The sequence below is a fragment of the Pseudoalteromonas nanhaiensis genome (assembly GCF_051235485.1).
GTDB classification, from domain to species: domain Bacteria; phylum Pseudomonadota; class Gammaproteobacteria; order Enterobacterales; family Alteromonadaceae; genus Pseudoalteromonas; species Pseudoalteromonas lipolytica_C.
The window spans coordinates 35,290-58,792 of the sequence record NZ_JBPNYQ010000011.1 but is presented as its reverse complement, the minus strand read 5'-3'; the positions used below and the strand labels follow the sequence as shown (position 1 = coordinate 58,792).

The following is a 23,503-nucleotide window of genomic DNA, read 5'->3' as shown; positions in this document are numbered from 1 at the left end:
ATGACCACACCTGTTTACGAAAATTTTATAAATGGCCACTTTTTGAAAAATCAAACTGGCGATACTTTTGCAGTAAAGAACCCTGCAACGGATGAAGTAATTTATCACGTTGAAATCGCCGATGAGTTTATTCAAAACGCGGCAATCGAAAGCGTAAAACAAGGCTTTGCAGCGTGGTCTGCAATGACGCCAATTGAGCGTAGCCGCATTTTATTAAAAGCCGTTGCAATCTTACGCGAACGTAATGATGAACTGGCAAAAGTTGAAGTACTTGATACGGGTAAGCCATGGCAAGAAGCTGAGTGTGTTGATGTTGAAACTGGCGCCGATGTAATTGAGTATTTTGCTGGTCTTGCGCCTGCACAAGTGGGTCAGCAACAAATGGTTGGTAATGACTTTTACTACACACGTAAAGAGCCTCTTGGTATTTGTGCCGGTATTGGTGCATGGAACTACCCTCTGCAAATTGCTTGTTGGAAATCAGGCCCGGCACTGGCTGCGGGTAATGCGGTTATTTTCAAACCTTCAGAAGAAACACCACTTGGCGCAATTAAACTTGCAGAGATTTTCATCGAAGCGGGTGTACCTGCTGGCGTATTTAACGTTGTGCAAGGCGCTGCTGAAGTAGGGCAATGGTTAACAGCAAACCCAAATATTGAAAAAGTGTCGTTCACTGGTGAAGTGGGCACAGGCAAAAAAGTGATGGCAAGCGCTGCCGGCTCACTGAAAGATGTGACCATGGAGCTTGGCGGTAAGTCGCCGTTATTAGTATTTGATGATGCCGATGTATCACAAGCTGTTAGTGCGGCAATGCTAGGTAATTTTTATACGCAAGGCGAAATCTGCACTAACTGTACGCGCATTTATGTGCACAAAAATGTTTATCAGCAGTTTATTGATGAGCTGAAAACACGCACTGAGCAAAATATTATTGCTGGCGATCCAATGGATCCTGAGGTGAATTTAGGGGCGCTTATCTCTAAAAAGCATCAAGAGCTTGTACTTGGCTATATCGATAAAGGTATTCAAGAAGGCGCAACCTTGCTAACCGGCGGTAAGGCGCTGTCACCTGCATCTGCACCAAACGGTTACTTTGTGGAGCCGACCGTTTTTGTCGACTGTAAAGACGACATGACCATAGTTAAAGAAGAGATCTTTGGCCCAGTAATGAGTGTGTTGGTGTTTGATGATGAAGATGACGTTATTCAGCGTGCAAACGATACGCACCTAGGCTTAGCCGCAGGCGTGTTCACTAAAGATATTCAGCGCGCACACCGCGTAATCCATCAATTACAAGCCGGTATTTGTTGGATAAACAGCTATGGTAATTCACCTGCTGAAATGCCAGTAGGTGGTTACAAGCAATCAGGTATCGGCCGTGAAAACGGTATCGAAACTTTAGATCACTATACCCAAACTAAATCGATTTATGTGGGTATGAGCAATATAGAGAGTCCATTTTAATGAGTACACAGAACTATGATTACATCATAGTCGGTGCTGGCTCAGCAGGCTGCGTGTTGGCAAACCGACTATCAGCAGACCCTTCTAATAAGGTGTTATTACTTGAAACGGGTGGTAGCGATAAAAGCATTTTTATAAAGATGCCTACTGCACTATCGATCCCGATGAATACTGACAAATATGCATGGCAATTTCATACCGAGCCAGAGCCGTATTTAGATAACCGTCAAATGCACTGCCCACGCGGTAAAGTGTTAGGTGGCTCATCATCTATTAACGGCATGGTGTATGTACGTGGTCATGCCAAAGATTTTGATGAGTGGCAGCAACATGGTGCTAATGGCTGGGATTACCAAGCTTGTTTACCGTATTTTAAACGTGCTGAATCATTCTATTTAGGTGGTAACAACTACCGTGGCGATAACGGCCCATTAGGGGTTAATAACGGTAATGAAATGGCTAACCCGCTTTATAAAGCCTTTATCAAAGCGGGCCAACAAGCAGGTTATGCGCACACTGATGACTACAATGCAGCCCAGCAAGAAGGTTTTGGGCCAATGCATATGACAGTTAAAGACGGTGTAAGAAGCTCAGCCAGCCGTGAGTATTTAGACCCAGTTAAGTCACGTAAAAACCTAACGCTAGTCACCGGTGCCTTAGCTGAAAAAGTATTGCTAGAAGGCAAAAAAGCCGTTGGTGTTGAGTTTTCAGTATCTGGCTCTAAGCAACAAGCATTTGCAGCTAAAGACGTTATTTTAAGTGCGGGACCAATTGGGTCACCGCATATTCTGCAATTATCAGGTATTGGTGATAAAGACATCCTGAGCGAAGCGGGTGTTGAGGTTAAACATCACTTACCAGGTGTTGGCCAAAACTTACAAGATCACTTGGAGTTTTATTTCCAATATAAGTGTAAGCAACCAATTACTTTAAACGGCAAGTTAGGTCTTGTTTCAAAAGGACTAATTGGTGCTCGTTGGTTATTAAACCGCTCAGGTTTAGGGGCAACGAATCACTTTGAATCATGTGCATTTATTCGTTCAAAACCGGGTGTTGAATGGCCAGATATTCAGTATCACTTTTTACCAGCTGCAATTCGTTACGACGGTAAAAGTGCCTTTGATGGTCATGGTTTCCAAGTTCATGTTGGGCATAACAAACCAAAAAGCCGTGGTGCGGTGACAATTAAATCGGCGGATCCACAGGTTGCGCCTAAGATCCAATTTAACTACTTACAGCACAAAGATGACATTGAAGGCTTTAGAGCTTGCGTACGTCTAACTCGTGAGATTATTGAACAGCGTGCGTTTGATGAGTACCGCGATGATGAAATTCAACCAGGTAAAGATGTTCAAAGCGATGAAGAAATCGATGCTTTTGTTCGTCAAGCGGTTGAGAGTGCTTACCATCCGTCATGTTCGTGCAAGATGGGTGAAGACGAGATGGCCGTGGTTAACTCACAAACTCAAGTACACGGTATCGAAGGTTTACGGGTGGTGGATTCGTCTATCTTCCCAACCGTTCCAAACGGTAATTTAAATGCGCCAACCATTATGGTGGCAGAAAAAGCGGCTGACCACATTTTAGGTAAGCCTTTGTTATCGGCATCAACTGCAGATGTTGCTATGGAAAAACAATGGCAATCAACGCAGCGTAGTTCGGAGATCTAATAAGGCCACCCGCAGTTTCGACTGTGGGGCTTGCAGTGGCGCGCATCACGAGTTGTTTGTGGTGCGTTAATGCGAGGAATAAAATGGGAGAAACAATGAAGTATTATTACTTATTTTGGGGGGGTAACTATGACCTTTTGGCTTAGTGCTGGCATCATTTTTACCCTGTTAGCAATTGTAGTTATTTTATTTAAATGGGGTACGGTAAGGTGTGTTGGCGTCACACCGGTTAGAACGTTTACGTTCATTGCAATTTTATTTACATCAGGCCTAGATGTTGGCTTGATTATGTTTCCACTGACAGAGTTTGCAGGTTATGCAGACATAAAAGCAAGCCCAGAGTATGCGTTTGCCAATCCACTAGCCATTGAATTTGGTTTTTGGGGCTTCTTGATCTGGGGATTTTATTTCCTTACGTGCTTTTATTTCTGTGTAATAGAACCCAAAGTAAAGTTCTTTGAAATTGCTTTGGTAAAACTAATTAATAACGTTGTTATTATTGGGACATGCGCATTTACTGCATTTTTACTGCTGTCGAATTTGCCTTGGTATTTACCTTCGCTCGGTGATGGCGAGTCAATTATTCCGACATTCTACTTAATGGTGTTTGCAGCGATTTGTTTTGCTGTGTATTCAAGCACAGACATTAAGTATGTACGCTTTTTAAGTATTTCGACTACTTGGTTGTTTATCGCTTTAATCACATTTATGTGGTTCGGTGCCTTTGTTGGGTCTGATGCACAAACATCAGCATTTGTTGATAACCTTACGTTGATCGGTGGTTACTTTGGCAACATCAATGAGTTTGTATTACCACTAAATGATTACCATGCCTTCTACCTGTTTTGGTGGTTTGCTTGGAGTATTATGATTGGTCAATTTACCTCGCGCTTTGTGGGTGGCTTAAAAACTTATCAAGTGCTGGCGGCTATGTTGATTTTCCCGTCTATTCCAATCGCTATCTGGTTTAGTGTTTTGTATCAATACCATGAAGCGGGTATTGCAACAGCAGGCTTGAAAAACATCGCTATGGTGTTTGTTGGTGTGGTGTTTGTGATCAACTCACTTGATTCTTTGATCCGTTTATACACAGATAACCTAAACTTAACGGTGAAACGTTTTGGTAAGGTTAATTATATTGTCTTAAATGTGGTGGCGCTTTCGTTATTAACCCTGCTGTTTAAGTTCGACTTTTTACAGATCCAATGGGTTGGCGCGCTAGTTATTGCGTTATTTTTCGGCTGTGCTGCCTTTATTGGCTACAGCAAGTTAAAAACAGTGAAAAATATCGAAGGTTCACCAAAAGACAATAAATTAGATTACACAAAAATAGAAACAGTTAGCTAAGGGAAACCAACATGACAACAAGACAAACAGTATTAGCAGCAGTGTTGCCATTGGCATTACTATCGACATCAGCCATGGCTGACTTATCTACTACGCTTACATTGGCATCAGATTACACCTTCAATGGTGTCAGCCAAACCATGAATGACCCAGCGATTCAAGGCAGCTTAGATTATGCCTTTGCAGATTCAGGTATGTATGTAGGTACTTGGGCTTCAAATGTAGATTTTGGCGATGGCACTGACATTGAATGGGATGCGTATTTTGGTAACTATGCTGAGTTAACGGATGCCCTTAGTGTTGATTATGGTATTGCTTACTACTCATACCATGGTGAAGATTACTCAAGCGATGGCAACTACCCAGAGGTGTATTCGAAATTTGGTTATGCCAGCAGCATTGGGCAAGTAGAGCTTAATTTTTGGTATACTTGGGACTATTTTGGTACTGGCGCAGGCCATTTAATTTACATGGTAGCGCACACATTTGAAGTAGCGCCAAATCATGCAATTCGTGCCAGCTTTGATGTATCTAATTCATTAGATGGCGATAAGTTTAGTTGGGATGGCAGCGATAAGTCATATAAGCATTATCGTTTAGCGTATCAAACGAGCTATGCAGGGTTTGATATTGAAATTGCAGGTGAGAATACCAGTATTGATTCTGAGTACGCAGACGAGCGAATTGTCGCGTCTATTTCGCGTAGCTTTGATTTGTAAGCACTGCTTTAATAAAAAAACGGCTAACCTTGGTTAGCCGTTTTTTTATGCCTAGAATCTGAAAGTTAAATCTCTTCGCCTTCGTGTTGCATCGCTAAATCATCAAGCTCTGCAAGAGTGTAATCAAAGCCACTGGTATCGACTTCGTAGCGTATTTTTACGCCATAACCCCCTTGGCAAAGACTCGCAGTAACTTTAGCCACTGACCAGTGCTTAAGCTTGTTTAAAAACCGATTGGCGGTTTGCTGTGAGTCAAAGCGATAACTGACTTGCGATTCCATCTTTTTTCTAGCCTAAAATTTTTTCGAGAGTGTATGAAATTGCTCTGTTTAAATCAATTGCTCATTGAAAAACGCCAATGTGCGCTGCCATGAAAGCTCTGCCTGTTTTTCATCATAACGAGAGGTAGAGTCGTTATGAAAGCCATGGTTTGCTTTTTCATACATGTGCATAGTGTAAGGCACTTGATGCGCTTTTAAATCGCTCTCGTATTCAGGCCAAGTTGCATTAACGCGGTTATCAAGCTCGGCTAAGTGTACAAGTAGTGGAGCTTTGATGTTTTGTCTGAGTTCTTTAACAGCCGGAGTGCCGTAATAAGGCACGCCCGCATCAATTAATTTGCTATCAACAGCTGCTAAGTAGTTAACCATATAACCACCAAAGCAAAAGCCTACCGCACCAAGTTTGCCGTTACTATTTGGGTGTCTTTTTATGTATTCTGCTGCGGCTATAAAGTCTTGTTGGATTTTTTGTTTATCCATAGAGCGCTGCATGGCGCGGCCTTCATCGTCATTGCCAGGGTAGCCACCAAGAGGGTGTAATGCATCTGGCGCAAAGGCAATAAAACCGGCTTTGGCAAGGCGGCGAGCAACATCTTTAATGTAAGGGTTTAAGCCTCTGTTTTCGTGGATCACTAAAACTATTGGGAACTTGCCCGTTAAATTAGCGGGTTCGACTAAATAACCTTTACCTTCGCCGTGACCTTTAAACGAGTCAAAGGTTTTATAGCTGGCTTTGATATCAGGGTCATTAAAGGACACTTGCTCAGCTAATGCATAGTTTGGCAATAAAGCGCTACTTAGCATTGCCATTGAGTAGCCAAGGGCAGCTAAACCCCCTAGTTTTTTCATAAAGGTGCGACGGTCCATTAAGCCATGGGCGTATTCATCGTACCAATCGAAAGCTTCTTGGGGAATGTGGTTATGGCGTTGCTCAGTCATACTTATATCCTTTAAAAACGAGTTAGGTTTATAACTTTAGCTGAAATATCAGCGATTAACAGCCAGTTGTTTTGTTTGCATTACTACGTCCATAAAGCGGCGCTGCCAAATGGCCTTAAAGGCTTTGTTGAATAAGTATAAAAATATTAACGGCATTATTAGCAGCTTTAAAATCAGCAGAGACAAGATATTCAAAAAGTCGATAAATAAGTCTTCGACGGCAGCTACCATGTTGCCTATGCCAGAGGTGACGGTGTCTATAATTTTACTCACCTGCGACGATTGGTCTTGGTTGAATGAAGCATTTAGGTTTTCTAGTTGTTCGTTTAAGGCGTCTTTGTTTTGGTTTAGCTGTTTTTGCTGGTTTAGCACCGCATTAAACTGCGCTGTTAATTGCTGTTTTTTATCGAGTAGCGGTTTTGCTTGTTCAAGTTCAGTAAAAGTCAGTCGTTCAGACAAGCTGCGGGTAGCTTGAATTGCTGCTATTTGGGTATCTACCTCTGCCAGCTTAACTTTGAGTTCTGTCGCTTGCTGGTGGTTCTTAATCTGCTGCTCATTTAATAGCGAGAGCTTGTCGAAGATGGTTTGCTTTTTACTATCGACCTCGGCCTTTAGCTTGGCAGATAGGGCAGAGGTATTATTTGCACTGCTATTCACCGTCTCGACTTTTTCGCTCACCTGCTCACTTTGCTGGTTTATTTGCTCATCTAAGAATATCTGGCTAACAAGGCCTGTTGTCAGCACCACTGCCGGCACTAAAAAACGAATTAAAATAAGGCTCGCCATAATTTTATGGCGCAAGTTAGGTAAATAGTTACGCCATTCACAAATAAAGTAAGCGACGACCGAAACAGTAAATACACTGCTAAAAATAACCCCAGAAGAAATAGTGTATAAAATGCGTTGTAAAAATAATGAGCCGATAGCGAGGCGCATGGCATCTGACATGTATTCTGCTAAGTCATTCACCGGGTCGAGTAATTGTGCAGGTTGAATACTCGCAATACCAATGCCCACTTCGGCTGATTGCAACAGCGATATAGCAGCGTTAACTGTACGAGATGATGCGTACACTAGGGTTGATTGCACAAGGGCGCTGTCGATAAAGCGCATGATGAAATGGTTATAATGCTCTAGCCAACAAAGAAGTAGCAGTATTGTAAGAGATAAATACTTGATAATATGTTGTTTAGTTAGCATAACGCCCCCGACAGTTAGTACGCTTCTTCACGCTACACTATTCATAGCCATTGAAGCAATCTAATAGGATTGAATTATTTTGCCGATTAACTGTCTATGAATTGCTATTAATCGCTTTAGAGGAAATATGAAAGAACCTGCATCAATTGGCCAGTGCTGTATTGAAGATTTAGACCCAGTGCAAGACTTAGGTCGTTTAGTCTCTTATTTGCGTTCAAACCTGGTGACTCATCTTGATGATGCTTTAGAGGATAAAGAGCTAACGTCGGCTCAATACATAGTGGTTGTGCTACTTGCGCGTGGCAAAGTAAATACCTTGGCTGAGCTGTGTGAGCACATGGTGTATGACCGTGGTGCCATGAGTAGATTACTTTCTCGTTTAGAAGATAAGGGCTTAGTTGCTAAAAAGCAGTCAGTTGAAGATCGCCGTTCAACTCTTTTATACCTGACTGAAAAAGGCCAACAGCTCTATCCGGAGATTTTACCAACCGTGAATGATATCTATCGCAAAGCACTCACAGGCTTCTCTGATGACGAGCAAAAGCAACTTGCTAGCTTGTTGTTTAGAGCAATTCATAATTTAAAAGCATAAATTTCTATAAGCGGTACGTTGTCGCTGTTAGCGCATTTTGATAATATAGTTGCCTAGGCATTTAATTTTAACAAGTCCGGGTTGTTATGTTCGAATCATCTTTGCTTGCACAGCTTCACGCTCAATTTCCAGCTCATCAATTTAACCCAGAAGGTTTGTCGGTTGTTCACACAGGCCGTTTTGCCAATGCCATTGTTTATCGTTATAAAGACGCGCAATTTGACTTAATTATTAAAGACTTTCAGCACAGCCCATGGTGGGTAAGAAAAACCATCGCGCCGCTTTTTATCAATCAAGAGTACAAGGGGCTGGCACGCCTGCAAGACGTAGACGGAGTGGTTGATAACTTTTGCCGCTTGTCATCGATTGCCATTGCTTATGATTTTATTGAAGGCACGCCACTTCGCCAGCTTGCCTTGCAACAGCAGCATTTACCGAGTGAGTTCTTTAAAGAATTTGAGCGTTTGGTAGCAAAAATGCATCGCCGCGGCGTGGTGCACCTCGACTTACGTAATTTAGGTAATGTTATTTGTTCAAAAGACGGCAAGCCTTACATTATTGATTTTCAGTCAGCGATTCGCTTTGCACGCTTTCCGCGCTGGTTGCAGCGTTTTATGCGTGGTGCCGATATGAGTGGGGTTTATAAAGCATGGCATAAGTTAGCCAAAGACTCGTTACCGCAAGCAAAGGCTGATTATTTGCACGACTTTAATCATGTGCGTAAGCGTTGGATTTTTAAAGGTTACCCGGTTCAACGTGCCTATTTGTGGTGTAGCGGGGCAGTAACTCAGATTCTTAATTCTGACTTTATTCGCAGTATATTAGATAGATTGTAAAAAGCGCGCTTGCACGCGCTTAGTGGGGAGAACTAGTATTTAGGCCAACCATTCGCATCCCAATTCAGGGTGCTGATGAGCAATTTAGGGGTACCATTATCACCTGCATCATAGGCATGACGAACAATCACATCGGTATTTAAAATGTCTTGTCCACCTGGACCTACCCATTGGCTATTACCCGCATCAAGAATGCTCCCGCCGCTGGCTAACATGTCGGTGCCATTTTTATCTAGGTATGGGCCGCGGATGTCACTAGAGCGACCATACGCAATACGGTAAGTACTATTCGTGCCATCACAGCATTTGCCAACTGAAACAAACAAATAGTAATAGCCTTGGCGATACACTATGGTAGGTGCTTCGATGCCACCAGAGCGACTTGCTAAAGAGTAGATTTGACCAAATGGTTTCATGGTCATTGGGTTAATACGCGTTAGTTTAATACCCGAATTCCATGAACCAAAGGCAAGCCAAGGTGCACCATCTTTTGCTACCACCAGATCAGGGTCAATGGCGTTATAATTATTGCTATTGGTCGTGTTAATGACTAAACCATCATCACGCCAATCACCGGCTGCCACACTACTTGCTGAGGTAAGGCCAATAGCGCTAACACGTGAACCAAAGGTCGAAATCGAATAATAAAGCCAGCTACGACCATTGTAGCTTTTTAATTCAGGCGCCCAGACATCAATTCCATCATGATCTGGCACATAGTTACTCCACCAGCTTAAACCATTTGAGAAAATTGGTTGCGCATCATTCCAATCTACACCGTTGCTTGAATATTTACCGTAAATACCAGGACCTGTTTGAAAAACCCACCAAGTGCCATTTTCATAGCCAAGGGTTGGATCATGAGTGACTAAATTACCAGTCAGTGGCCAGTGATCTGCAGCGCCATTGGTTGTGGATGGATCCCAAGGGGTTGATTCAACATTAGCAAGCTTGGTTAGCTGCCACTGCTGTGCATCGCTGCCGTTGTAGCTCCACTGACTAATATTTGCGCCATCGTTGCCATTAAATTCATATAAGTCGAGCGCTTTACCACTGTGATCATTAATAAAGCTGTAATAGCCGCTTCCTTCATCATTTATTTGCCAGTGTTGGTTGGCGAGATTTGCATATTCGTACTGTACAATATTGCCACCATTGGCTGTTGACCACTCATATACTTCTAGGGCCTTACCGCTGTTCAGGTTAATAACTGAATAATTATTACCACCAACATTGGTAATTAACCAGCGCTGGGTGTCGTGATTAGTGTCAGCCCACTGACTAACATTTGCACCATCATTGGTTTGCGCGCTTTCTACTTCAACAAACTTAGCACTGTACTTTGATTTAATTGTATATACGCCATTATCAAGCGCATAAGCACTGGGCAGTATGAGGGTTGTTGCCAAGCTAAGCGCAGCGAGCGCTTTTTTTGAAAGTATCATAGTGTCTCCAAATCATTGTTATTGAGCTTTCCTTGTGTGTTCTGTTCCTTGGATTAGGTTTGATCTACAGCGAGTAACCCAATTAAGAGCATTGGTGTAAATGCAAACCATTTATAATACTTTATTATATTATTATCTTTGTAAAGTTTTTCGGTAATAAAATTAACAAAAATTTTACCTTTAACTATTTAGGAAGGGACTTGAGTGTTTAGCTGAGATACAAAAAAGCCACTTAGTCAGTGGCTTTTCGGATGTTATTGAGTAATAAACTGACTGGGAATATCCCATTTAAGGGTATGCAGTTGGCCTTGCCAAGTTTGTATGGTGATCCACAGTTTATCATCTGCTGAGATAGTTTTAGGGGCTATCGCGTGGGCATGCTGACCGTGATTGGTGCCATGCATTATGCCTTCTTCATCTTTTGCAAACTCTGCCAGTGGCAAAGGTGACTGACCAATATTTAAATACGCCTGACGAATATTGCTTATGTCACCTTGATTAAAAGCAATAAAGAAGTCTTTAACGTATTCGTTGTGGTGTGAGTAAGGAGCATCTTCATTTAGCGGCATTGGAGCGATTTTAAATTCGCCTGCTTGTTGCTTTTGCCAAAGTGCAGGAAACTGAGGGTTCAATGATTGATAAATAAACCAAACAGGTAAAGCCAGTACTACAGCATGCAAAATATACTTTTTACGTTGCCACCAAGTTGCTTGTAAACGAGCCATTAATTTGCCTCCTGAACGTTATTTACTGGCGCAGCTTGGCGCGCTTTTACAGGTTTGTTATTTACTAATTTTGCGGCATACATCATAAAGCCCGTGATTGACATACCAGTTAAAATCAAACCAAAGATAAACCAAATAACTTTTGTCCACAGACCGCCAATATTACCATAATGCAGTGGATCAGCGATATGCGAGAGGGTAAGAATTCCCGACATGGTTTCTGGGCTTTTACTTGCTGCGATTTCGCCAGTCCAAGGATTGATTGACGTTGAGTAGGCGTAGTTATCGTAGAAAATAGTATCGCCACTGCCCATGATATTAAACATGCCACGGTTATGCTCTGGTAGCATCACATAGCTAGGTTTGAAATCTGGGTATTTTTCTTTGGTAAGTGCCAATGCCGCTGTTAAATCGGTAGGCGGTGTTTGTTTATCCGCAGGTAAAGTTGACACAGCCACCAGCGGCGCGTGCTCTTCTATGTCTATTTCGTTATGCCACAAGATGGCTTGCACCAAATACCACAGGCCTGTGAGTGCCATTACTGCCATAAACCAAATTGACCAAACGCCACTTAGGGTATGTAAATCTTTTAGAAAGGTTTTTTTGCCTTGGTTAAAACGCAGTTTTGGCTGGCTAAAGGCACGCCAAAAGTTTTTATAAATCACCAAGCCTGTTACTAGAGCACCTAAAATGACAAAAGCCATGGCGCTGACGAGGTAGTACCCAACGCTGTAACCTTCTTGCCAAGGGAAGAACAGCCAGCCGTGCAGGGTACGCATAAACTCGATAAACGATATTGTTGTATTAACTGCTTGTACTTCACCTGTGTATTGATTGACGTAGGCTACCGCGTATGGCTTATCGGTATCAGTGAAAATAACCGCATTAACCAGGTAAGGCTCGTAAGTGAGCACACTCATCACATCGGCGGTTGGGTAGGCTTTTTCAACGCTATTAATAACTTCATCAACCCCCAATGCTGGTAAGTCGTTAGGATTGTTTGCACGTGCCTCACTATTGGTGAGCCAAGTGAGCTCATGGCTTATCACAGACACAGTGCCTGTGACACAAATAAAGCAAAATAGCACCCATACAGGAAGCGAAAACCAACCATGCAGTTGGAACCAAAGACGTTTACTCATGGTAAAAATAGCCCGACGTTAATTGATGATAGTAATTGTTATCATTCAAATTGTACTACAATCTTTTGAACAAACACAATCTCTGTCGACGAGCTGCAAAAAAGGCGCTATTAAGCGCCTTCTTCATTATTTTGATTGAGGGTAACAATCCGTTGCGGGAATGGTATTTCGATATCCGCCCCTTGAATTGCTTTAAATACATTGCGGTTGACCGCTAATTTGGTCTCAATAATTTTGGTGGTTGGCACCCAATAACGATAACTCAAGGTAACACCGCTGTCGGCAAAGCGCTCAATACCAACTTGTGCATGAGGAGCGTCACTAACTAGCTCATGCTCGTCTAACACTTTTTCGATAAGCTCAATAGCGAGATCAGCATTGGCATCATAAGCGATGTCTATTTCACCTTTAACTAATGAATAGCTAAACGAGTTATGTAAAATCTCACCAACAATATGTTTGTTAGGAATGGTGATTTCGACTTTTTCTTCGTTTATTAGAATTGTGTGACCAAGCTCAATGGTTTTAACTTGCCCACTGACACCTTTTACTTCGATAGTATCACCCACAACAAAAGGCCTTGTTGCAATAATCGCAAGGCCTGCACCATAGTTTGACAGCATGCCTTGTAACGCCAAACCAGCACCTAGTGATGCGGCACCAATCGCTGCGACAAAAGGGGTCACGCTAATGCCAATTTTGCCAAGGGCAATAACCAAGAACATGATGATCAGTAATACTTTGATGACATTACTGACAAAGTTGGTGAGGGTAATATCGATATTGTGACGTTGCATTAGACCTGCAACCATATTCGACACTTTTTGCGCTATCCATAAGCCAATAAATAGAATTAAGATGGCACCTAAAATTTGCATGCTGTAGGTGACCAAATATTCCATGATCAGATTGTAGTATTTCTCGACTTGTTGTATTTCAGACTCAATCATATGTTTTCCTAACAAGGTTACTGCTAATGCTGACTATACCAGAACATATTGCATAACAGGATAGAGTAGCGGCACTATTATAGCGCTCAGTAATGCACTTAATGCCATTGCCACTGAGGCAAATGCCCCCGCTTTAGATTGCTCTACAATTAATGATGCAGTGCCTATTGCATGACAAGCCGTGCCGATTGCGACACCTTTTGCTTGCGCATTGCGGATATTTATCAGCGAGAAAATCAAATTACCAAATATGGCTCCCAGCACACCAATGAATATCACCATAGCTGCTGCCAAAGAGGGAATACCACCAAGAGCATCTGTAACAAGTAACGTTATTGGCGTAGTGACCGATAGACTAGCGAGTGAGGCGCTTAGCTGTGCAGGCGCATCGAATAAATAACAAATAAATGAAGCAACCACTGTTGCATTGATCACACCTAAGCTACAACTAATAAGAATCAATAACAGGTTTTTTTTGACATGTATAAATTGCTGATAAAGCGGTAATGCTAAAGCTACGATAGCAGGCTCTAAAAACCAACTTAAAACTTTACTGTGCTTGGCAAAAGGCTCATATGGGAGTTTTAGTGCCACTAACAGCGCAGAAACTAACACGATTGCCCAGCACACTGGGTTAGTTAAAGCTTTGCTGATTGCATGTTGCGTTTTAGCGTTTAAAAAACGTAAAACCAAGAAAAGGCAAACAGTTAAAGGAATGCTCAACCACCATAAACTAACTGTCATTTTCGCGCCCCTTAAAGTAGGCGAATAGTGAGCCTATGAGAATAATGCTCGTCAGGGGAACAATAATAAACACGGTAAGAAGGAGTAACCAGTGTTCGTTAATAACTCCTAAATGCTCAATAATACCGACGCCTGCAGGAATAAAAAACAGCGGCATAAAGTTCAGTAATGGGGTCGCTGAGGGTTTTAAATCTTGCTCTTTAACTAAGCCTGTTAAAAGAAGAATGAGTAATAAAACCATGCCAAGTAATGGTGCAGGGAATGTGCTTGCAAACAAAGCCGTTAAATATTTAGCAATGGCTAAACAAGCAAGAATGATGGCACTACTGATAAGGTATTTCATGATTGTGAATAATTGCGAATAAAGTACAACTACATCATACCCTTGTCAGTTGTACTATGCGACTTTAGCTTACCATGATTTGGCATTATTATACTGGATATCCTCTGCACCTTTTGCCTTCGCAATCGCCTTTTTGGTATTAGGATTCATCAGTAAGCGAATTTGACTCCAGGTTTCTTTAGCGAGGATTTTACGCTGCTGTGAGCGGTAGCTTTGCTGAGTAATTCGCTTAATTGCAGCAAGCGTATCTGGCGAGCGGGCAATTATGGTTTCAAGGACAGCATCGGTTTGTTTATCGACATCATCAGTCAGTTGCGTAACCAAGCCATATTCTTTAGCGTCTTCAGCTGATATAGGCTCTGCATGACTTGCTAACCAAAGTGCTTGGTCGCGCTTCATTAAGCCTGCAAGTACTACGTTTGCCCCCATATCAGGACACAGGCCCCAACGCGCTTCCATAATCGCTAATTTAGCGTTTTTATCGACGATGCGATAATCAGCACCGAGTGCGATTTGCATACCGCCACCAAAGCAGTGTCCGGTTACTTTTGCAATCACCGGAATACTTAAGTCTTGCCACCCTAACACCACTTTTTGCGCTAAGTTTTGGTTTCCTGGTAACCACTTGAATAACAGCTTGATGATATTACTCGGCTTTTTCATCACCGCAGCAACATCCAGTCCAGAGCAAAAGTGTTCGCCTTCGCCAGAGATAACCACCGCACGTAAACTGCGATCGCGTTTAATTTTTTTGATTACGTTTGCAAGTTCGACAAACATGGCAAAACTGAGTGCATTTTGTTTCTCGGGACGAGCAAGGCTTACCCATGCGACCTGTTGTTTTATTTCTAGTTTTATCATGGTAACTCCTCTGACCTGTTTGTTAGAGCTTACGAGCTAATTACAACTAAGTAAAGAATTGCTGATGTGTCGCAAGGAATCATTATATTTTCCAAAAATGGGTAACCTTGTCATATATTTAGTTACAAATTGGTGTATATTTTTAAAACAAAGATGCTAGTTCATAGCTAGTTTGATTTTGTGATTAGTTAGATACTTTCGCAAAATCCCATGACACGACTAGACTTAGCTTTAAGTCGCGCTACAAGGAGTATATATATGCTGATGCGCAAAACAGCTCGCATAACTAAACAATCATCTCGTTCTTTGGCTTTTGCTGCAATTTCTGTCGCATTAACAACCACATTGGTTGGCTGTTCAGATGATAAAGCACAACAACAAGCTACGCCGCCACCGGCTGTTTCTGTGTTTAATGTCTCTACAAAAGAAATCGGCAACTATCGTGAATTTGTAGCACGAACCGAAGCGTTTCAAGAAGTAAAAATTAGAGCTCGTGTAGAAGGTGAGTTAATAGAACGTCACTTCGATGAAGGCTCTACTGTTGAGAAAGACCAGTTGCTGCTGCGTATTGACCCGTCTGAATATCGCTCGACAGTGGCTAAAGTAAAAGCCGATCTAAAAAGTAAAATTGCAGCAGCAAGTTCAGCTGAACGCGATTTAAAACGCGGCCGAGAAGTCGCTTCTGAAGGGTTTATCTCTCAGTCTGATCTAGATAAATTAACCACTAATTTCGAACAAGCTACAGCAGCAGTTAAGGCAACTGAAGCTGAACTTGAAAAAGCAGAATTAAATTTAAGCTACACCGAAATACATGCTCCATTTACAGGGCGCATTGGTAAAGTAAATTACGATGTAGGGAATATTGTTGGCCCATCATCAAATGAGCTTGCTGAATTGACAGATGTTGACCCTATCTATGTTAGTTTTCAGGTGGAAGAGGGAGACTACATTAGTTATCGTCAAGAGCATCAAACTAGTGAGAGCAACCCGCAAGATGTACCTATCGATTTAACTCTTAAACTTCCTAACAATTCAACATTCCCAAATAAAGGTGTGCTTGATTTTGCAGATACAAAAATTAATCAAAACACTGGCACTGTAGAGCTAAGAGCTGCGTTCGATAATCCTGAGGGGATCGTGATGCCAGGCTTATTTGTAACCTTAATTGTTGAAAGCACAAATAAAAAAGAATTAGCGCTGATCCCACAAGTCGCTGTGCAGGAAAATCAACAAGGGAAATTTGTACTTGTTGTTGATGATCAAAACAAAGTTGCTATGCGCATTGTTCAATTAGGTCGACGCATTAATGCTATGTGGGTTGTTGAGTCAGGCTTAGAGGCTGGTGAAAAAGTCATTATTGAAGGTTTACAAAAAGTGCGTCAAGGCGCTGAGGTTAAACCGGTAGAAAAGCAAGTCGATCCGACAACGGGCACCATCACTAGCAAAGCTAACTCTTAGGAGTGAGATATGATCAGTAAAACATTTATATCTCGTCCTAAGTTTGCCTTGGTAATATCGATTGTTATTACCATCGCGGGGTTGATTTCAATGTCATTATTGCCAGTGAATATGTACCCGCAAATAACACCACCACAAGTGCAGATATCTGCCAGCTACCCAGGTGCAAGTGCGCAGATCGTTGAAGAGTCTGTTGTGCGACCCATTGAAGAGCAAGTCAATGGGGTTGAAGATATGATGTACATAGAATCCACTTCATCGAACAATGGCACCGCGAATATTACGGTGTACTTTAAGGTCGGTACAGATACTGATATTGCTCAAGTTAATGTTCAAAACCGAGTTGCACTGGCGGAGTCAGGTTTACCTGAGGAAGTGAAGCGCCAAGGTGTATCGGTTAAGAAAAAGTCTAGTTCAATGTTGCTCGGTATTAACCTTTACTCTGATAAGGAAAATATTGACGCAATCTTCTTGAGCAATTACGCAACTAACTACTTAACTGAACCGTTAGGGCGTATTAACGGGGTTGCTTCTGCTGAAGTTATGGGGGAGCAAACCTATTCAATGCGCTTGTGGTTACGCCCAGATCGTATGGCTTCGCTTGGTTTAACTGTGGCTGAAGTGCGGGCTGCATTGCAAGAACAAAATACTATTGTAGCCGCAGGTAAATTAGGTGCTGCGCCATCGGCTCCTAGTCAGCAATTTGAATACTCGATTCAAGCAAGAGGGCGCTTGAAAACCCCAGAAGAGTTTGGTCAAACTATAATTCGCTCAAATAAAGACGGTAACTTTGTGCGCTTGAACGATATTGCGCGCATTGAACTGGGGGCGGCAAGTTATAGCACCACCGCAAAGTTAAACCAGCAAGACACCGCGTTTATTGTAATTTACCAATTGACTGAAGCGAATGCGACGCAAGTAGCTAACGATGTTAAAGCACGAATGGAAGAGCTTGCAAAACAATTGCCCGATGGTGTGAAGTATTCGATTCCTTATGACACCACAGAATTTATTAACCGTTCAATCGAAGAAGTGGTGGTTACTCTGGTTCAAGCCGTTGGCTTGGTTATTTTAGTGGTTTTTTTATTCTTACAAAACTGGCGCGCAACGCTTATTCCAACTGTCGCTATTCCAGTATCTTTAGTGGGTACTTTTGCTTTTATGATGATGATGGGTTATTCCATTAACCTGATCACTTTATTTGGCTTGGTACTCGCAATAGGTATTGTTGTTGATGATGCCATCATTGTTATAGAAAACGTTGAACGGATACTAAAAGAAGAAAAGCTACCAATAAAAGAAGCGGTCACAAAGGCGATGGAGCAAGTATCAGGGCCGATAGTGGCAACGACCTTAGTGCTGCTTGCGGTGTTTGTGCCTGTTGGTTTTATGCCAGGGATAACGGGTGAGCTTTATAAGCAATTTTCGGTCACGATTTCGTTTGCAGTGCTTATTTCCTCCGTTAATGCATTAACCTTGAGTCCTGCATTATGTGCATTACTGCTTAATGAAAAAGCCATGAAGCCTATTAAATGGTTAGCACCATTTGAAAACATCATTACGCGCTCAACCAATGGTTACAGAAAAGTTATTAACTTTATCCTAAAACGTACAGCAAGAATGGCACTGTTTGCCGTGGTTATTTTTGCAGCTGCTGGGTGGTTGGTGAAAACCGTTCCTACGGGCTTTGTACCAGCAGAAGATCAAGGCTTCTTGTTTGTAGATGTGCAACTTCCAGATGCTGCAGCAAGTGGCCGTACCCAAGATGTGATGCACAAGTTGGGCGATATTGTGAAAAATGAACCAGCTGCAACCGATTTTATTGCGGTTTCTGGTTTTTCATTACTTGGTGGTGCAGGTTCAAACAACGCTTTGGGTATCGTGGTACTCAAAGATTGGGAAGAGAGAACGAGTCCTGAGCTTGGCTTACGTTCGGTTTTAACCCGCTTGATGGGGCAGTTCTGGGCAATGCCAGATGCGCAAATCATGGCATTTAACCCCCCTTCAATACCCGGGCTTGGCACTAGTGCAGGCTTTGAGTTTAGATTACAAGACAGTGAAGGGCGTGAGCCAGCAGAGCTTGCTCAAGTGTTAAATGGCCTTGTTTATGAAGCAAACCAGCGACCAGAACTTTCTAATGTATACAGTACCTTTAGGGCTAATGTGCCACAGTACTTATTAGAGGTAGACCGTAATAAGGCGAAAGCACAAGGGGTCGCATTGAGTGATATTTTCTTGACGCTACAAGCGCAATTAGGCTCATTATATATTAATGACTTTAATCAATTTAGCCGTACTTACCGAGTGATCATGCAGGCAGAAAGCCAATTTAGACAGAACCCAACAGACTTGCAGTATTACTATGTACGAAATGATGAAGGTGCCATGGTGCCGCTCACAACACTCGCTAAACTTGAGCCAATTCTTGGCCCTACAAGTTTAACGCACTTTAACTTATATCGTAGTGCAAGCATTAGCGGACAACCAGCGGCGGGTTATGCAAGTGGTGATGCTATTAAAGTAATGCAAGAGTTGGCTGAACAATTGCCAACGGGCTATGTATACGAATGGGCAGGCCAATCGAAGCAAGAAATTGAAGCCGGTAACATGGCTCCGATTTTGTTCGGCTTAGCAGTGGTATTTGTTTACTTATTCTTAGTAGCGCAATACGAAAGTTGGACAATTCCTTTCTCGGTTATTGCTGCGGTACCGCTGGCGCTATTTGGTGCCATGCTTGCGCTGTACGTAATTGGTATGGAAAACAACATTTATGCACAGGTGGGGTTAGTGCTGCTAATTGGTCTTTCAACCAAAACTGCCATCTTGATTGTTGAATTTGCTATGGAAGAGCGGGCTGCAGGAAAAACTATATTTGAAGCGGCATTAAATGCAGCCAAGTTACGTTTTAGAGCTGTACTGATGACGGCATTATCGTTTGTGCTTGGTGTACTACCGCTGGTATTTGCCAGTGGGGCAGGGGCAGGAAGCCGAATTTCACTTGGTATCACAGTGTTGTTTGGTATGCTAGCCGCCACAATTTTTGGTACTTTATTAGTGCCGCTATTTTATACTTTAGTGCAATCTATGCGCGAAAAAATCAAGGGTGAGTCAGCTCACGATTAATAATTGATAAAAAATAACAAAAAAGTCAGGGTAACCTGGCTTTTTTTTTGGCAAAAAAGAAAATAGGTTTGTTATCATATTCCGATTAACGCAATCCGAATGCGCAGAGGGTTTGAACAATGGCAGGTCCACGTTTATATAGTGAAGAAGAAGTAACACATCAGGCATATGATATCTTTTTAGAGTTAGCACCTGATAATTTGAACGAGCAGGATATTGCTGACTTTAATGAACACAGAGAAGAGTTAGGTTTCATTGAAGAAGGTGAGCCTGATGAGCAGTGGCAAGAATTTGTTGCACTAGAAATTGAACCTGAGCTGTTTGTACAAGTCTTAGTTGGACTTGAATTTGAAAACCAAGATATTTTATTCGCCAAGATTTTAATTAGCCGAGATAAAGATGCTCCGTTTTGCCACATACTTTGGAAAGATAGCGAATAACGCGCCAGCTGATGTTTGACTCTACTTTTAATTGTTTTAATACCCTAAAACGAATTATCTTAGCCGCCATGCTCGTTAGTAGTTGGCAGGCTTTTGCTGTTGATCCGTTTGAAGACTTTCATGAATACGGGCAATTATCAGAAGAAGAGATCCATAAAATTCATAAAGGTGAGTTGCTTTATGGTGATATTGAGTTTGGCTTTATGGTTAGTCGTGGTAATACAGATTCAACCAGCTTCAAACTTAAAGGTAACCTTTATCAAGACTTTGAAAAGTGGCGTAATCAATTTAAGCTCGACACCCTGTATAAGCGCGATCGTAACGATGAAACAGGAACTGAAGAAGTGTCTGCGGATCGTATCTTTGTATCTGGGCAAGGCAACTACAAGCTGAATGTCAAAAACGAATCATTCTTTATTTATAGTGATTACGAACGAGACAAATTTAGTGGTCTAGAGTTTAAAAGCACCGTTGCGACAGGATACGGAAATCGTATTTATCAAGGTAGTAAAAATAAGGTGGATATTGACGTAGGACCCGGTTTGTATCGCTCAGTGGCAGATCAAGAGACAGCCACAGAAGAAGATGAAACAAAAACAGGTTACTTACTTCGAATGGCATTGCAGTGGGAGCGTACGGTTTCTGCTCGCACTCGCTTTAATCAAGACGTCAGTTATGAACAATCGTTGTCGGGATTAAACTCGCGTTTAAAATCAGAAACCTCATTGATCAGCAAAATTATGGGTGATGTATCACTCAAATTTACTTATATGTATCGCTATAACTCAAAACCGGAAGAAGAAAAGCTCAAGTACGATTCTGAGCTGAGTGCGACCTTTGTTTATAGCTTTTAAGAGAATATCTCAGTATGTATCAACATAAGCAGTACGCTATTTTTATTTTTGTTATTTTAGGCTGGATTGGCGGCTTTATTGCCTTAGCATGGAATTTAATTGGTGCAGATATTCCACTCATGGTGTTTAGTGCTATCTTAGTGCTGGTGGCCTTTTTGTTTCATGGTTTAACCATTAAGGTGAGTGATAAAAACGTAAGCTGGGCATTCGGTCCGGGTGTATTTGGTAAAACAGTTACCTTTGATGAGATTGAATCTGTTCGGGCAGTAAGTAACTCATTTCGACATGGCATAGGCCTGCGTATTACACATGATGGGTGGGTTTACAGTGTCTCTGGATTCAGTGCAGTAGAGCTTGCTATGAAAGACGGTACAAAGTATCGCTTAGGAACCAACGACCAAGAAGGTTTACTGGCTGCGCTTAAAGAACATGTTGCAGAACCTGTGACAGACGCTTCTGTGGATACAGAAGAAGTAGTCGAATAAGCACACAGCAGATATAAAAAAAAGCGCCCTCGGCGCTTTTTTAGTAATGGCCTAGTGGCTGTGACCACAACCGCCTTCACCGTGCACATGACCATGTGCCAACTCTTCTTCTGTTGCATCGCGTACTTCAAGTACTTCAACATCAAAATGTAGAGTGATGCCTGAAAGAGGGTGGTTACCATCTACAATCACATCTTCATCTTGGATTTCGATGATCATTACAGATTGATCACCGGCATCCGTTGTCGCACGAAACTGCATACCAACTTCGATTTCCATTCCTTCGAACATCGACTTAGGCACAGCTTGCATCAAGTCATCATGACGTTCACCATAGCCTTGCTCTGGTTCTACAGTTACGCTAAATGTGTCACCGGCTTCTTTACCTAGTAGCGCATCCTCTAGGCCTGGAATTAGGTAGCCAGTGCCCACGATAAACACCAGTGGTTCACCATCGAAAGAGTTGTCGATAGTGTTTTTGTTATTATCCAATACTGAATAATGCATTTTTACCACTTTGTTTGCTGCTACGATCATAGTCTTTCCTATTTATTCATCTTCGAGAGAGTAAGGCAGAGCTTGAATTGATAGCTCAACCTGAGGGAGGTGTTTAGCACGCAACACTTGGCCTGCCTCATTGTCGTTTGGCAGCACAACAAGGCCCATTAATGTTTGCGTATCTTGATTATAACTTTGGCTAATTAGCTTGCCTGCACGACGCCAATTCTCGCCCATCTTGGTTTCGAGCTCAAGCTCATCAAGTTGACCTTCGGCTGTGCCTGCAACGATATACATAGCGCGTTTATTTTTGCCCAGATATTTCATGCGAGCGACTGTTTCTTGGCCTGTATAACAACCTTTTCTAAAGCTGATACCGCCTAGTGCTTGTAGGTTCACCATTTGTGGTACGTATTCGCCAATGGCGTCGCTATTTAAAGATGGCTCACCAGCTGCAATTGCAGCTAGTTGCCAACGTGCATCATCATCAAGGGCCGTGACTTCGTCTGGTAAACAAAAGTCGTTATTGACCATCAGTAGAACACGGTTATCAGCAAGTTTTAATGCTTTACCGCCAGCAAAGTCAACGGCACTGTGTTCCTCATCAAACTCAATGTTGAGTGATTTAAGTGTATTATTAAGGTCATCACCAATTAGGCCAATAAGCGGTTTTTCACTTTGCTGAATGTCTACTTGGGAAAATACCGCATATTTTTTTAACTCTACCAGTGACTGCTCAACTTCAGGTTTTGTGCCCACAAGGTAGTAGCTATCTTGATGCTCAAAAAGTCTAAACACACCCCAAAGTTTGCCTTTGGCATTACAGTGTCCAGCCCATAAAAAGTTATCTTTGTTGAGCTTATTGATATCTTGTGTAATTTGTCCGTGAAGGTAAGACAGCTTATCTTTGCCAGTTAGGCTGATAAGCGAATAAGATAAAGGACATGCGTAAACAGTCGACATAAAAACCTTCTTTACGATATGAATGAGAGGTAATGATAACTTAGTTAGGGTAGCAATTTAAATAGCTGTTTATTCGATGGCAATTTGTTAAACTGCAGACAAATAAGTACGAGGTTTAAAATGACTGAAATTCACAGTAAAGAACGTATTCGTTGGGCATGCCGTCGCGGTATGTTGGAACTTGATGTTTTATTCATGCCATTCGTTGAAGAAGCGTTTGACTCACTTAGCAAAGAGCAGCAAGCTGTATTTCAACGCTTACTTGAGAGCGATGATCCTGATTTGTTTGCATGGTTCATGGGGCATGAAGAGTGTAAAGATCCAGAACTAAACACTATGGTCTCGTTAATTTTAGACCGAGTTCGTGTATAGGTTTGTCGTTAAAAATAATAAACTAGACCACAAACCATTTGTGGTCTTTTTT

24 protein-coding genes are annotated in these 23,503 nt (G+C 42.1%); 12 read left to right on the top strand and 12 right to left on the bottom strand.

From position 1 onward, the window contains the following. The 4 genes from betB to ACSFVZ_RS11295 all read left to right on the top strand — a co-directional run bounded on the left by betB (position 1) and on the right by ACSFVZ_RS11295 (position 5,200). Entirely contained in the window at positions 1-1,464 is a 1,464-nt protein-coding gene (gene betB / locus ACSFVZ_RS11310; RefSeq protein ID WP_435558881.1) for a betaine-aldehyde dehydrogenase, read from the top strand. Continuing rightward, a complete protein-coding gene (gene betA / locus ACSFVZ_RS11305; RefSeq protein ID WP_295512388.1) occupies positions 1,464-3,134 on the top strand; it encodes a choline dehydrogenase in 1,671 nt (556 codons plus the stop codon). Before betB ends, betA begins: the two co-directional genes overlap by 1 nt. Before the next feature lie 129 nt (positions 3,135-3,263). Then, positions 3,264-4,481 carry a BCCT family transporter gene (locus ACSFVZ_RS11300; RefSeq protein ID WP_421966125.1) on the top strand — a complete coding sequence of 406 codons (1,218 nt, stop codon included), beginning with the start codon at positions 3,264-3,266 and terminating at the stop codon, positions 4,479-4,481. Positions 4,482-4,492: 11 nt separating this feature from the next. Beyond that, on the top strand, positions 4,493-5,200 hold the full coding sequence (locus tag ACSFVZ_RS11295) for a TorF family putative porin (protein ID WP_435558880.1): 708 nt from the start codon (positions 4,493-4,495) through the stop codon (positions 5,198-5,200). A 65-nt stretch (positions 5,201-5,265) separates the two neighbouring features. Here ACSFVZ_RS11295 and ACSFVZ_RS11290 read toward each other — a convergent pair whose 3' ends face one another. Genes ACSFVZ_RS11290 through ACSFVZ_RS11280 form a run of 3 tightly spaced genes read right to left on the bottom strand, consistent with a single transcriptional unit; the run spans position 5,266 to position 7,620 of the window. Continuing rightward, positions 5,266-5,481, bottom strand: coding sequence for a hypothetical protein (locus tag ACSFVZ_RS11290; RefSeq protein WP_054562273.1), 216 nt, complete (start codon positions 5,479-5,481; stop codon positions 5,266-5,268). Positions 5,482-5,529: 48 nt separating this feature from the next. Continuing rightward, a complete protein-coding gene (locus ACSFVZ_RS11285) occupies positions 5,530-6,420 on the bottom strand; it encodes a dienelactone hydrolase family protein (RefSeq protein ID WP_435558879.1) in 891 nt (296 codons plus the stop codon). 48 nt (positions 6,421-6,468) lie between these two features. Beyond that, the gene (locus ACSFVZ_RS11280; RefSeq protein ID WP_435558878.1) at positions 6,469-7,620 is read right to left on the bottom strand and encodes a hypothetical protein; all 1,152 of its coding nucleotides are present in this window, start codon (positions 7,618-7,620) and stop codon (positions 6,469-6,471) included. A 127-nt stretch (positions 7,621-7,747) separates the two neighbouring features. Here ACSFVZ_RS11280 and ACSFVZ_RS11275 point away from each other — a divergent pair, with 127 nt between their 5' ends. After that, complete coding sequence (locus ACSFVZ_RS11275) at positions 7,748-8,212, top strand: MarR family winged helix-turn-helix transcriptional regulator (RefSeq protein ID WP_281546627.1); 465 nt, start codon at positions 7,748-7,750, stop codon at positions 8,210-8,212. Positions 8,213-8,298: 86 nt separating this feature from the next. Then, positions 8,299-9,048, top strand: a complete 750-nt coding sequence (locus ACSFVZ_RS11270) for an RIO1 family regulatory kinase/ATPase domain-containing protein (RefSeq protein WP_435558876.1) — start codon at positions 8,299-8,301, stop codon at positions 9,046-9,048. Positions 9,049-9,080: 32 nt separating this feature from the next. On the opposite strand, the gene ACSFVZ_RS11265 is transcribed toward ACSFVZ_RS11270, so the two are convergent. From ACSFVZ_RS11265 to ACSFVZ_RS11235, 7 genes are all read right to left on the bottom strand, one after another. After that, on the bottom strand, positions 9,081-10,493 hold the full coding sequence (locus ACSFVZ_RS11265; RefSeq protein WP_435558875.1) for a family 43 glycosylhydrolase: 1,413 nt from the start codon (positions 10,491-10,493) through the stop codon (positions 9,081-9,083). Between the two features lie 254 nt (positions 10,494-10,747). After that, the gene (locus ACSFVZ_RS11260) at positions 10,748-11,218 is read right to left on the bottom strand and encodes a PA2404 family protein (RefSeq protein ID WP_435558874.1); all 471 of its coding nucleotides are present in this window, start codon (positions 11,216-11,218) and stop codon (positions 10,748-10,750) included. Continuing rightward, complete coding sequence (locus tag ACSFVZ_RS11255; RefSeq protein ID WP_435558908.1) at positions 11,218-12,369, bottom strand: PepSY-associated TM helix domain-containing protein; 1,152 nt, start codon at positions 12,367-12,369, stop codon at positions 11,218-11,220. The genes ACSFVZ_RS11260 and ACSFVZ_RS11255 overlap by 1 nt, the downstream gene beginning before the upstream one ends. A 101-nt stretch (positions 12,370-12,470) precedes the next feature. Beyond that, entirely contained in the window at positions 12,471-13,310 is an 840-nt protein-coding gene (locus ACSFVZ_RS11250; RefSeq protein WP_135923774.1) for a mechanosensitive ion channel family protein, read from the bottom strand. 33 nt (positions 13,311-13,343) lie between these two features. Continuing rightward, positions 13,344-14,054, bottom strand: a complete 711-nt coding sequence (locus ACSFVZ_RS11245; protein ID WP_435558873.1) for an LrgB family protein — start codon at positions 14,052-14,054, stop codon at positions 13,344-13,346. Then, a complete protein-coding gene (locus ACSFVZ_RS11240) occupies positions 14,044-14,397 on the bottom strand; it encodes a CidA/LrgA family protein (protein WP_135923776.1) in 354 nt (117 codons plus the stop codon). Before ACSFVZ_RS11240 ends, ACSFVZ_RS11245 begins: the two co-directional genes overlap by 11 nt. 69 nt (positions 14,398-14,466) lie before the next feature. Beyond that, complete coding sequence (locus ACSFVZ_RS11235) at positions 14,467-15,258, bottom strand: crotonase/enoyl-CoA hydratase family protein (protein WP_435558872.1); 792 nt, start codon at positions 15,256-15,258, stop codon at positions 14,467-14,469. A gap of 258 nt (positions 15,259-15,516) precedes the next feature. Between ACSFVZ_RS11235 and ACSFVZ_RS11230 the strand changes: the two genes are divergently transcribed. The 5 genes from ACSFVZ_RS11230 (at position 15,517) to ACSFVZ_RS11210 (ending at position 21,618) form a co-directional block, all read left to right on the top strand. Next, positions 15,517-16,716, top strand: coding sequence for an efflux RND transporter periplasmic adaptor subunit (locus ACSFVZ_RS11230; protein ID WP_435558871.1), 1,200 nt, complete (start codon positions 15,517-15,519; stop codon positions 16,714-16,716). Between the two features lie 9 nt (positions 16,717-16,725). Then, positions 16,726-19,839: an efflux RND transporter permease subunit gene (locus ACSFVZ_RS11225; RefSeq protein WP_435558870.1), complete on the top strand. Its 3,114-nt coding sequence runs from the start codon at positions 16,726-16,728 to the stop codon at positions 19,837-19,839. A gap of 119 nt (positions 19,840-19,958) precedes the next feature. Further along, positions 19,959-20,279 carry an HI1450 family dsDNA-mimic protein gene (locus tag ACSFVZ_RS11220; protein ID WP_135923779.1) on the top strand — a complete coding sequence of 107 codons (321 nt, stop codon included), beginning with the start codon at positions 19,959-19,961 and terminating at the stop codon, positions 20,277-20,279. A gap of 68 nt (positions 20,280-20,347) precedes the next feature. Next, positions 20,348-21,133 (top strand): DUF481 domain-containing protein, encoded by a 786-nt coding sequence (locus tag ACSFVZ_RS11215; RefSeq protein WP_135926247.1) that lies wholly within the window; start codon positions 20,348-20,350, stop codon positions 21,131-21,133. Between the two features lie 14 nt (positions 21,134-21,147). Further along, the gene (locus ACSFVZ_RS11210; RefSeq protein WP_135923780.1) at positions 21,148-21,618 is read left to right on the top strand and encodes a hypothetical protein; all 471 of its coding nucleotides are present in this window, start codon (positions 21,148-21,150) and stop codon (positions 21,616-21,618) included. 51 nt (positions 21,619-21,669) lie between these two features. On the opposite strand, the gene ACSFVZ_RS11205 is transcribed toward ACSFVZ_RS11210, so the two are convergent. Beyond that, positions 21,670-22,155 (bottom strand): FKBP-type peptidyl-prolyl cis-trans isomerase, encoded by a 486-nt coding sequence (locus ACSFVZ_RS11205; protein ID WP_135923781.1) that lies wholly within the window; start codon positions 22,153-22,155, stop codon positions 21,670-21,672. A 12-nt stretch (positions 22,156-22,167) separates the two neighbouring features. Then, positions 22,168-23,079 (bottom strand): tRNA-modifying protein YgfZ, encoded by a 912-nt coding sequence (gene ygfZ, locus ACSFVZ_RS11200; protein WP_435558869.1) that lies wholly within the window; start codon positions 23,077-23,079, stop codon positions 22,168-22,170. A 120-nt stretch (positions 23,080-23,199) separates the two neighbouring features. Here ygfZ and ACSFVZ_RS11195 point away from each other — a divergent pair, with 120 nt between their 5' ends. Beyond that, a complete protein-coding gene (locus ACSFVZ_RS11195; protein WP_135923783.1) occupies positions 23,200-23,451 on the top strand; it encodes an FAD assembly factor SdhE in 252 nt (83 codons plus the stop codon). Positions 23,452-23,503: the final 52 nt, after the last annotated feature.

Coding starts and splice junctions, on each gene's coding strand:
- ACSFVZ_RS11220 (WP_135923779.1), top strand. CDS start 19,959: ATGGCAGGTCCACGTTTATATAGTGAAGAAGAAGTAACACATCAGGCA.
- betA (WP_295512388.1), top strand. CDS start 1,464: ATGAGTACACAGAACTATGATTACATCATAGTCGGTGCTGGCTCAGCA.
- ACSFVZ_RS11265 (WP_435558875.1), bottom strand. CDS start 10,493: ATGATACTTTCAAAAAAAGCGCTCGCTGCGCTTAGCTTGGCAACAACC.
- ACSFVZ_RS11250 (WP_135923774.1), bottom strand. CDS start 13,310: ATGATTGAGTCTGAAATACAACAAGTCGAGAAATACTACAATCTGATC.
- ACSFVZ_RS11280 (WP_435558878.1), bottom strand. CDS start 7,620: ATGCTAACTAAACAACATATTATCAAGTATTTATCTCTTACAATACTG.
- ygfZ (WP_435558869.1), bottom strand. CDS start 23,079: ATGTCGACTGTTTACGCATGTCCTTTATCTTATTCGCTTATCAGCCTA.
- ACSFVZ_RS11195 (WP_135923783.1), top strand. CDS start 23,200: ATGACTGAAATTCACAGTAAAGAACGTATTCGTTGGGCATGCCGTCGC.
- ACSFVZ_RS11295 (WP_435558880.1), top strand. CDS start 4,493: ATGACAACAAGACAAACAGTATTAGCAGCAGTGTTGCCATTGGCATTA.
- ACSFVZ_RS11230 (WP_435558871.1), top strand. CDS start 15,517: ATGCTGATGCGCAAAACAGCTCGCATAACTAAACAATCATCTCGTTCT.
- ACSFVZ_RS11270 (WP_435558876.1), top strand. CDS start 8,299: ATGTTCGAATCATCTTTGCTTGCACAGCTTCACGCTCAATTTCCAGCT.
- ACSFVZ_RS11205 (WP_135923781.1), bottom strand. CDS start 22,155: ATGATCGTAGCAGCAAACAAAGTGGTAAAAATGCATTATTCAGTATTG.
- ACSFVZ_RS11285 (WP_435558879.1), bottom strand. CDS start 6,420: ATGACTGAGCAACGCCATAACCACATTCCCCAAGAAGCTTTCGATTGG.
- ACSFVZ_RS11225 (WP_435558870.1), top strand. CDS start 16,726: ATGATCAGTAAAACATTTATATCTCGTCCTAAGTTTGCCTTGGTAATA.
- ACSFVZ_RS11300 (WP_421966125.1), top strand. CDS start 3,264: ATGACCTTTTGGCTTAGTGCTGGCATCATTTTTACCCTGTTAGCAATT.
- ACSFVZ_RS11215 (WP_135926247.1), top strand. CDS start 20,348: ATGCTCGTTAGTAGTTGGCAGGCTTTTGCTGTTGATCCGTTTGAAGAC.
- ACSFVZ_RS11240 (WP_135923776.1), bottom strand. CDS start 14,397: ATGAAATACCTTATCAGTAGTGCCATCATTCTTGCTTGTTTAGCCATT.
- betB (WP_435558881.1), top strand. CDS start 1: ATGACCACACCTGTTTACGAAAATTTTATAAATGGCCACTTTTTGAAA.
- ACSFVZ_RS11235 (WP_435558872.1), bottom strand. CDS start 15,258: ATGATAAAACTAGAAATAAAACAACAGGTCGCATGGGTAAGCCTTGCT.
- ACSFVZ_RS11210 (WP_135923780.1), top strand. CDS start 21,148: ATGTATCAACATAAGCAGTACGCTATTTTTATTTTTGTTATTTTAGGC.
- ACSFVZ_RS11290 (WP_054562273.1), bottom strand. CDS start 5,481: ATGGAATCGCAAGTCAGTTATCGCTTTGACTCACAGCAAACCGCCAAT.
- ACSFVZ_RS11275 (WP_281546627.1), top strand. CDS start 7,748: ATGAAAGAACCTGCATCAATTGGCCAGTGCTGTATTGAAGATTTAGAC.
- ACSFVZ_RS11260 (WP_435558874.1), bottom strand. CDS start 11,218: ATGGCTCGTTTACAAGCAACTTGGTGGCAACGTAAAAAGTATATTTTG.
- ACSFVZ_RS11245 (WP_435558873.1), bottom strand. CDS start 14,054: ATGACAGTTAGTTTATGGTGGTTGAGCATTCCTTTAACTGTTTGCCTT.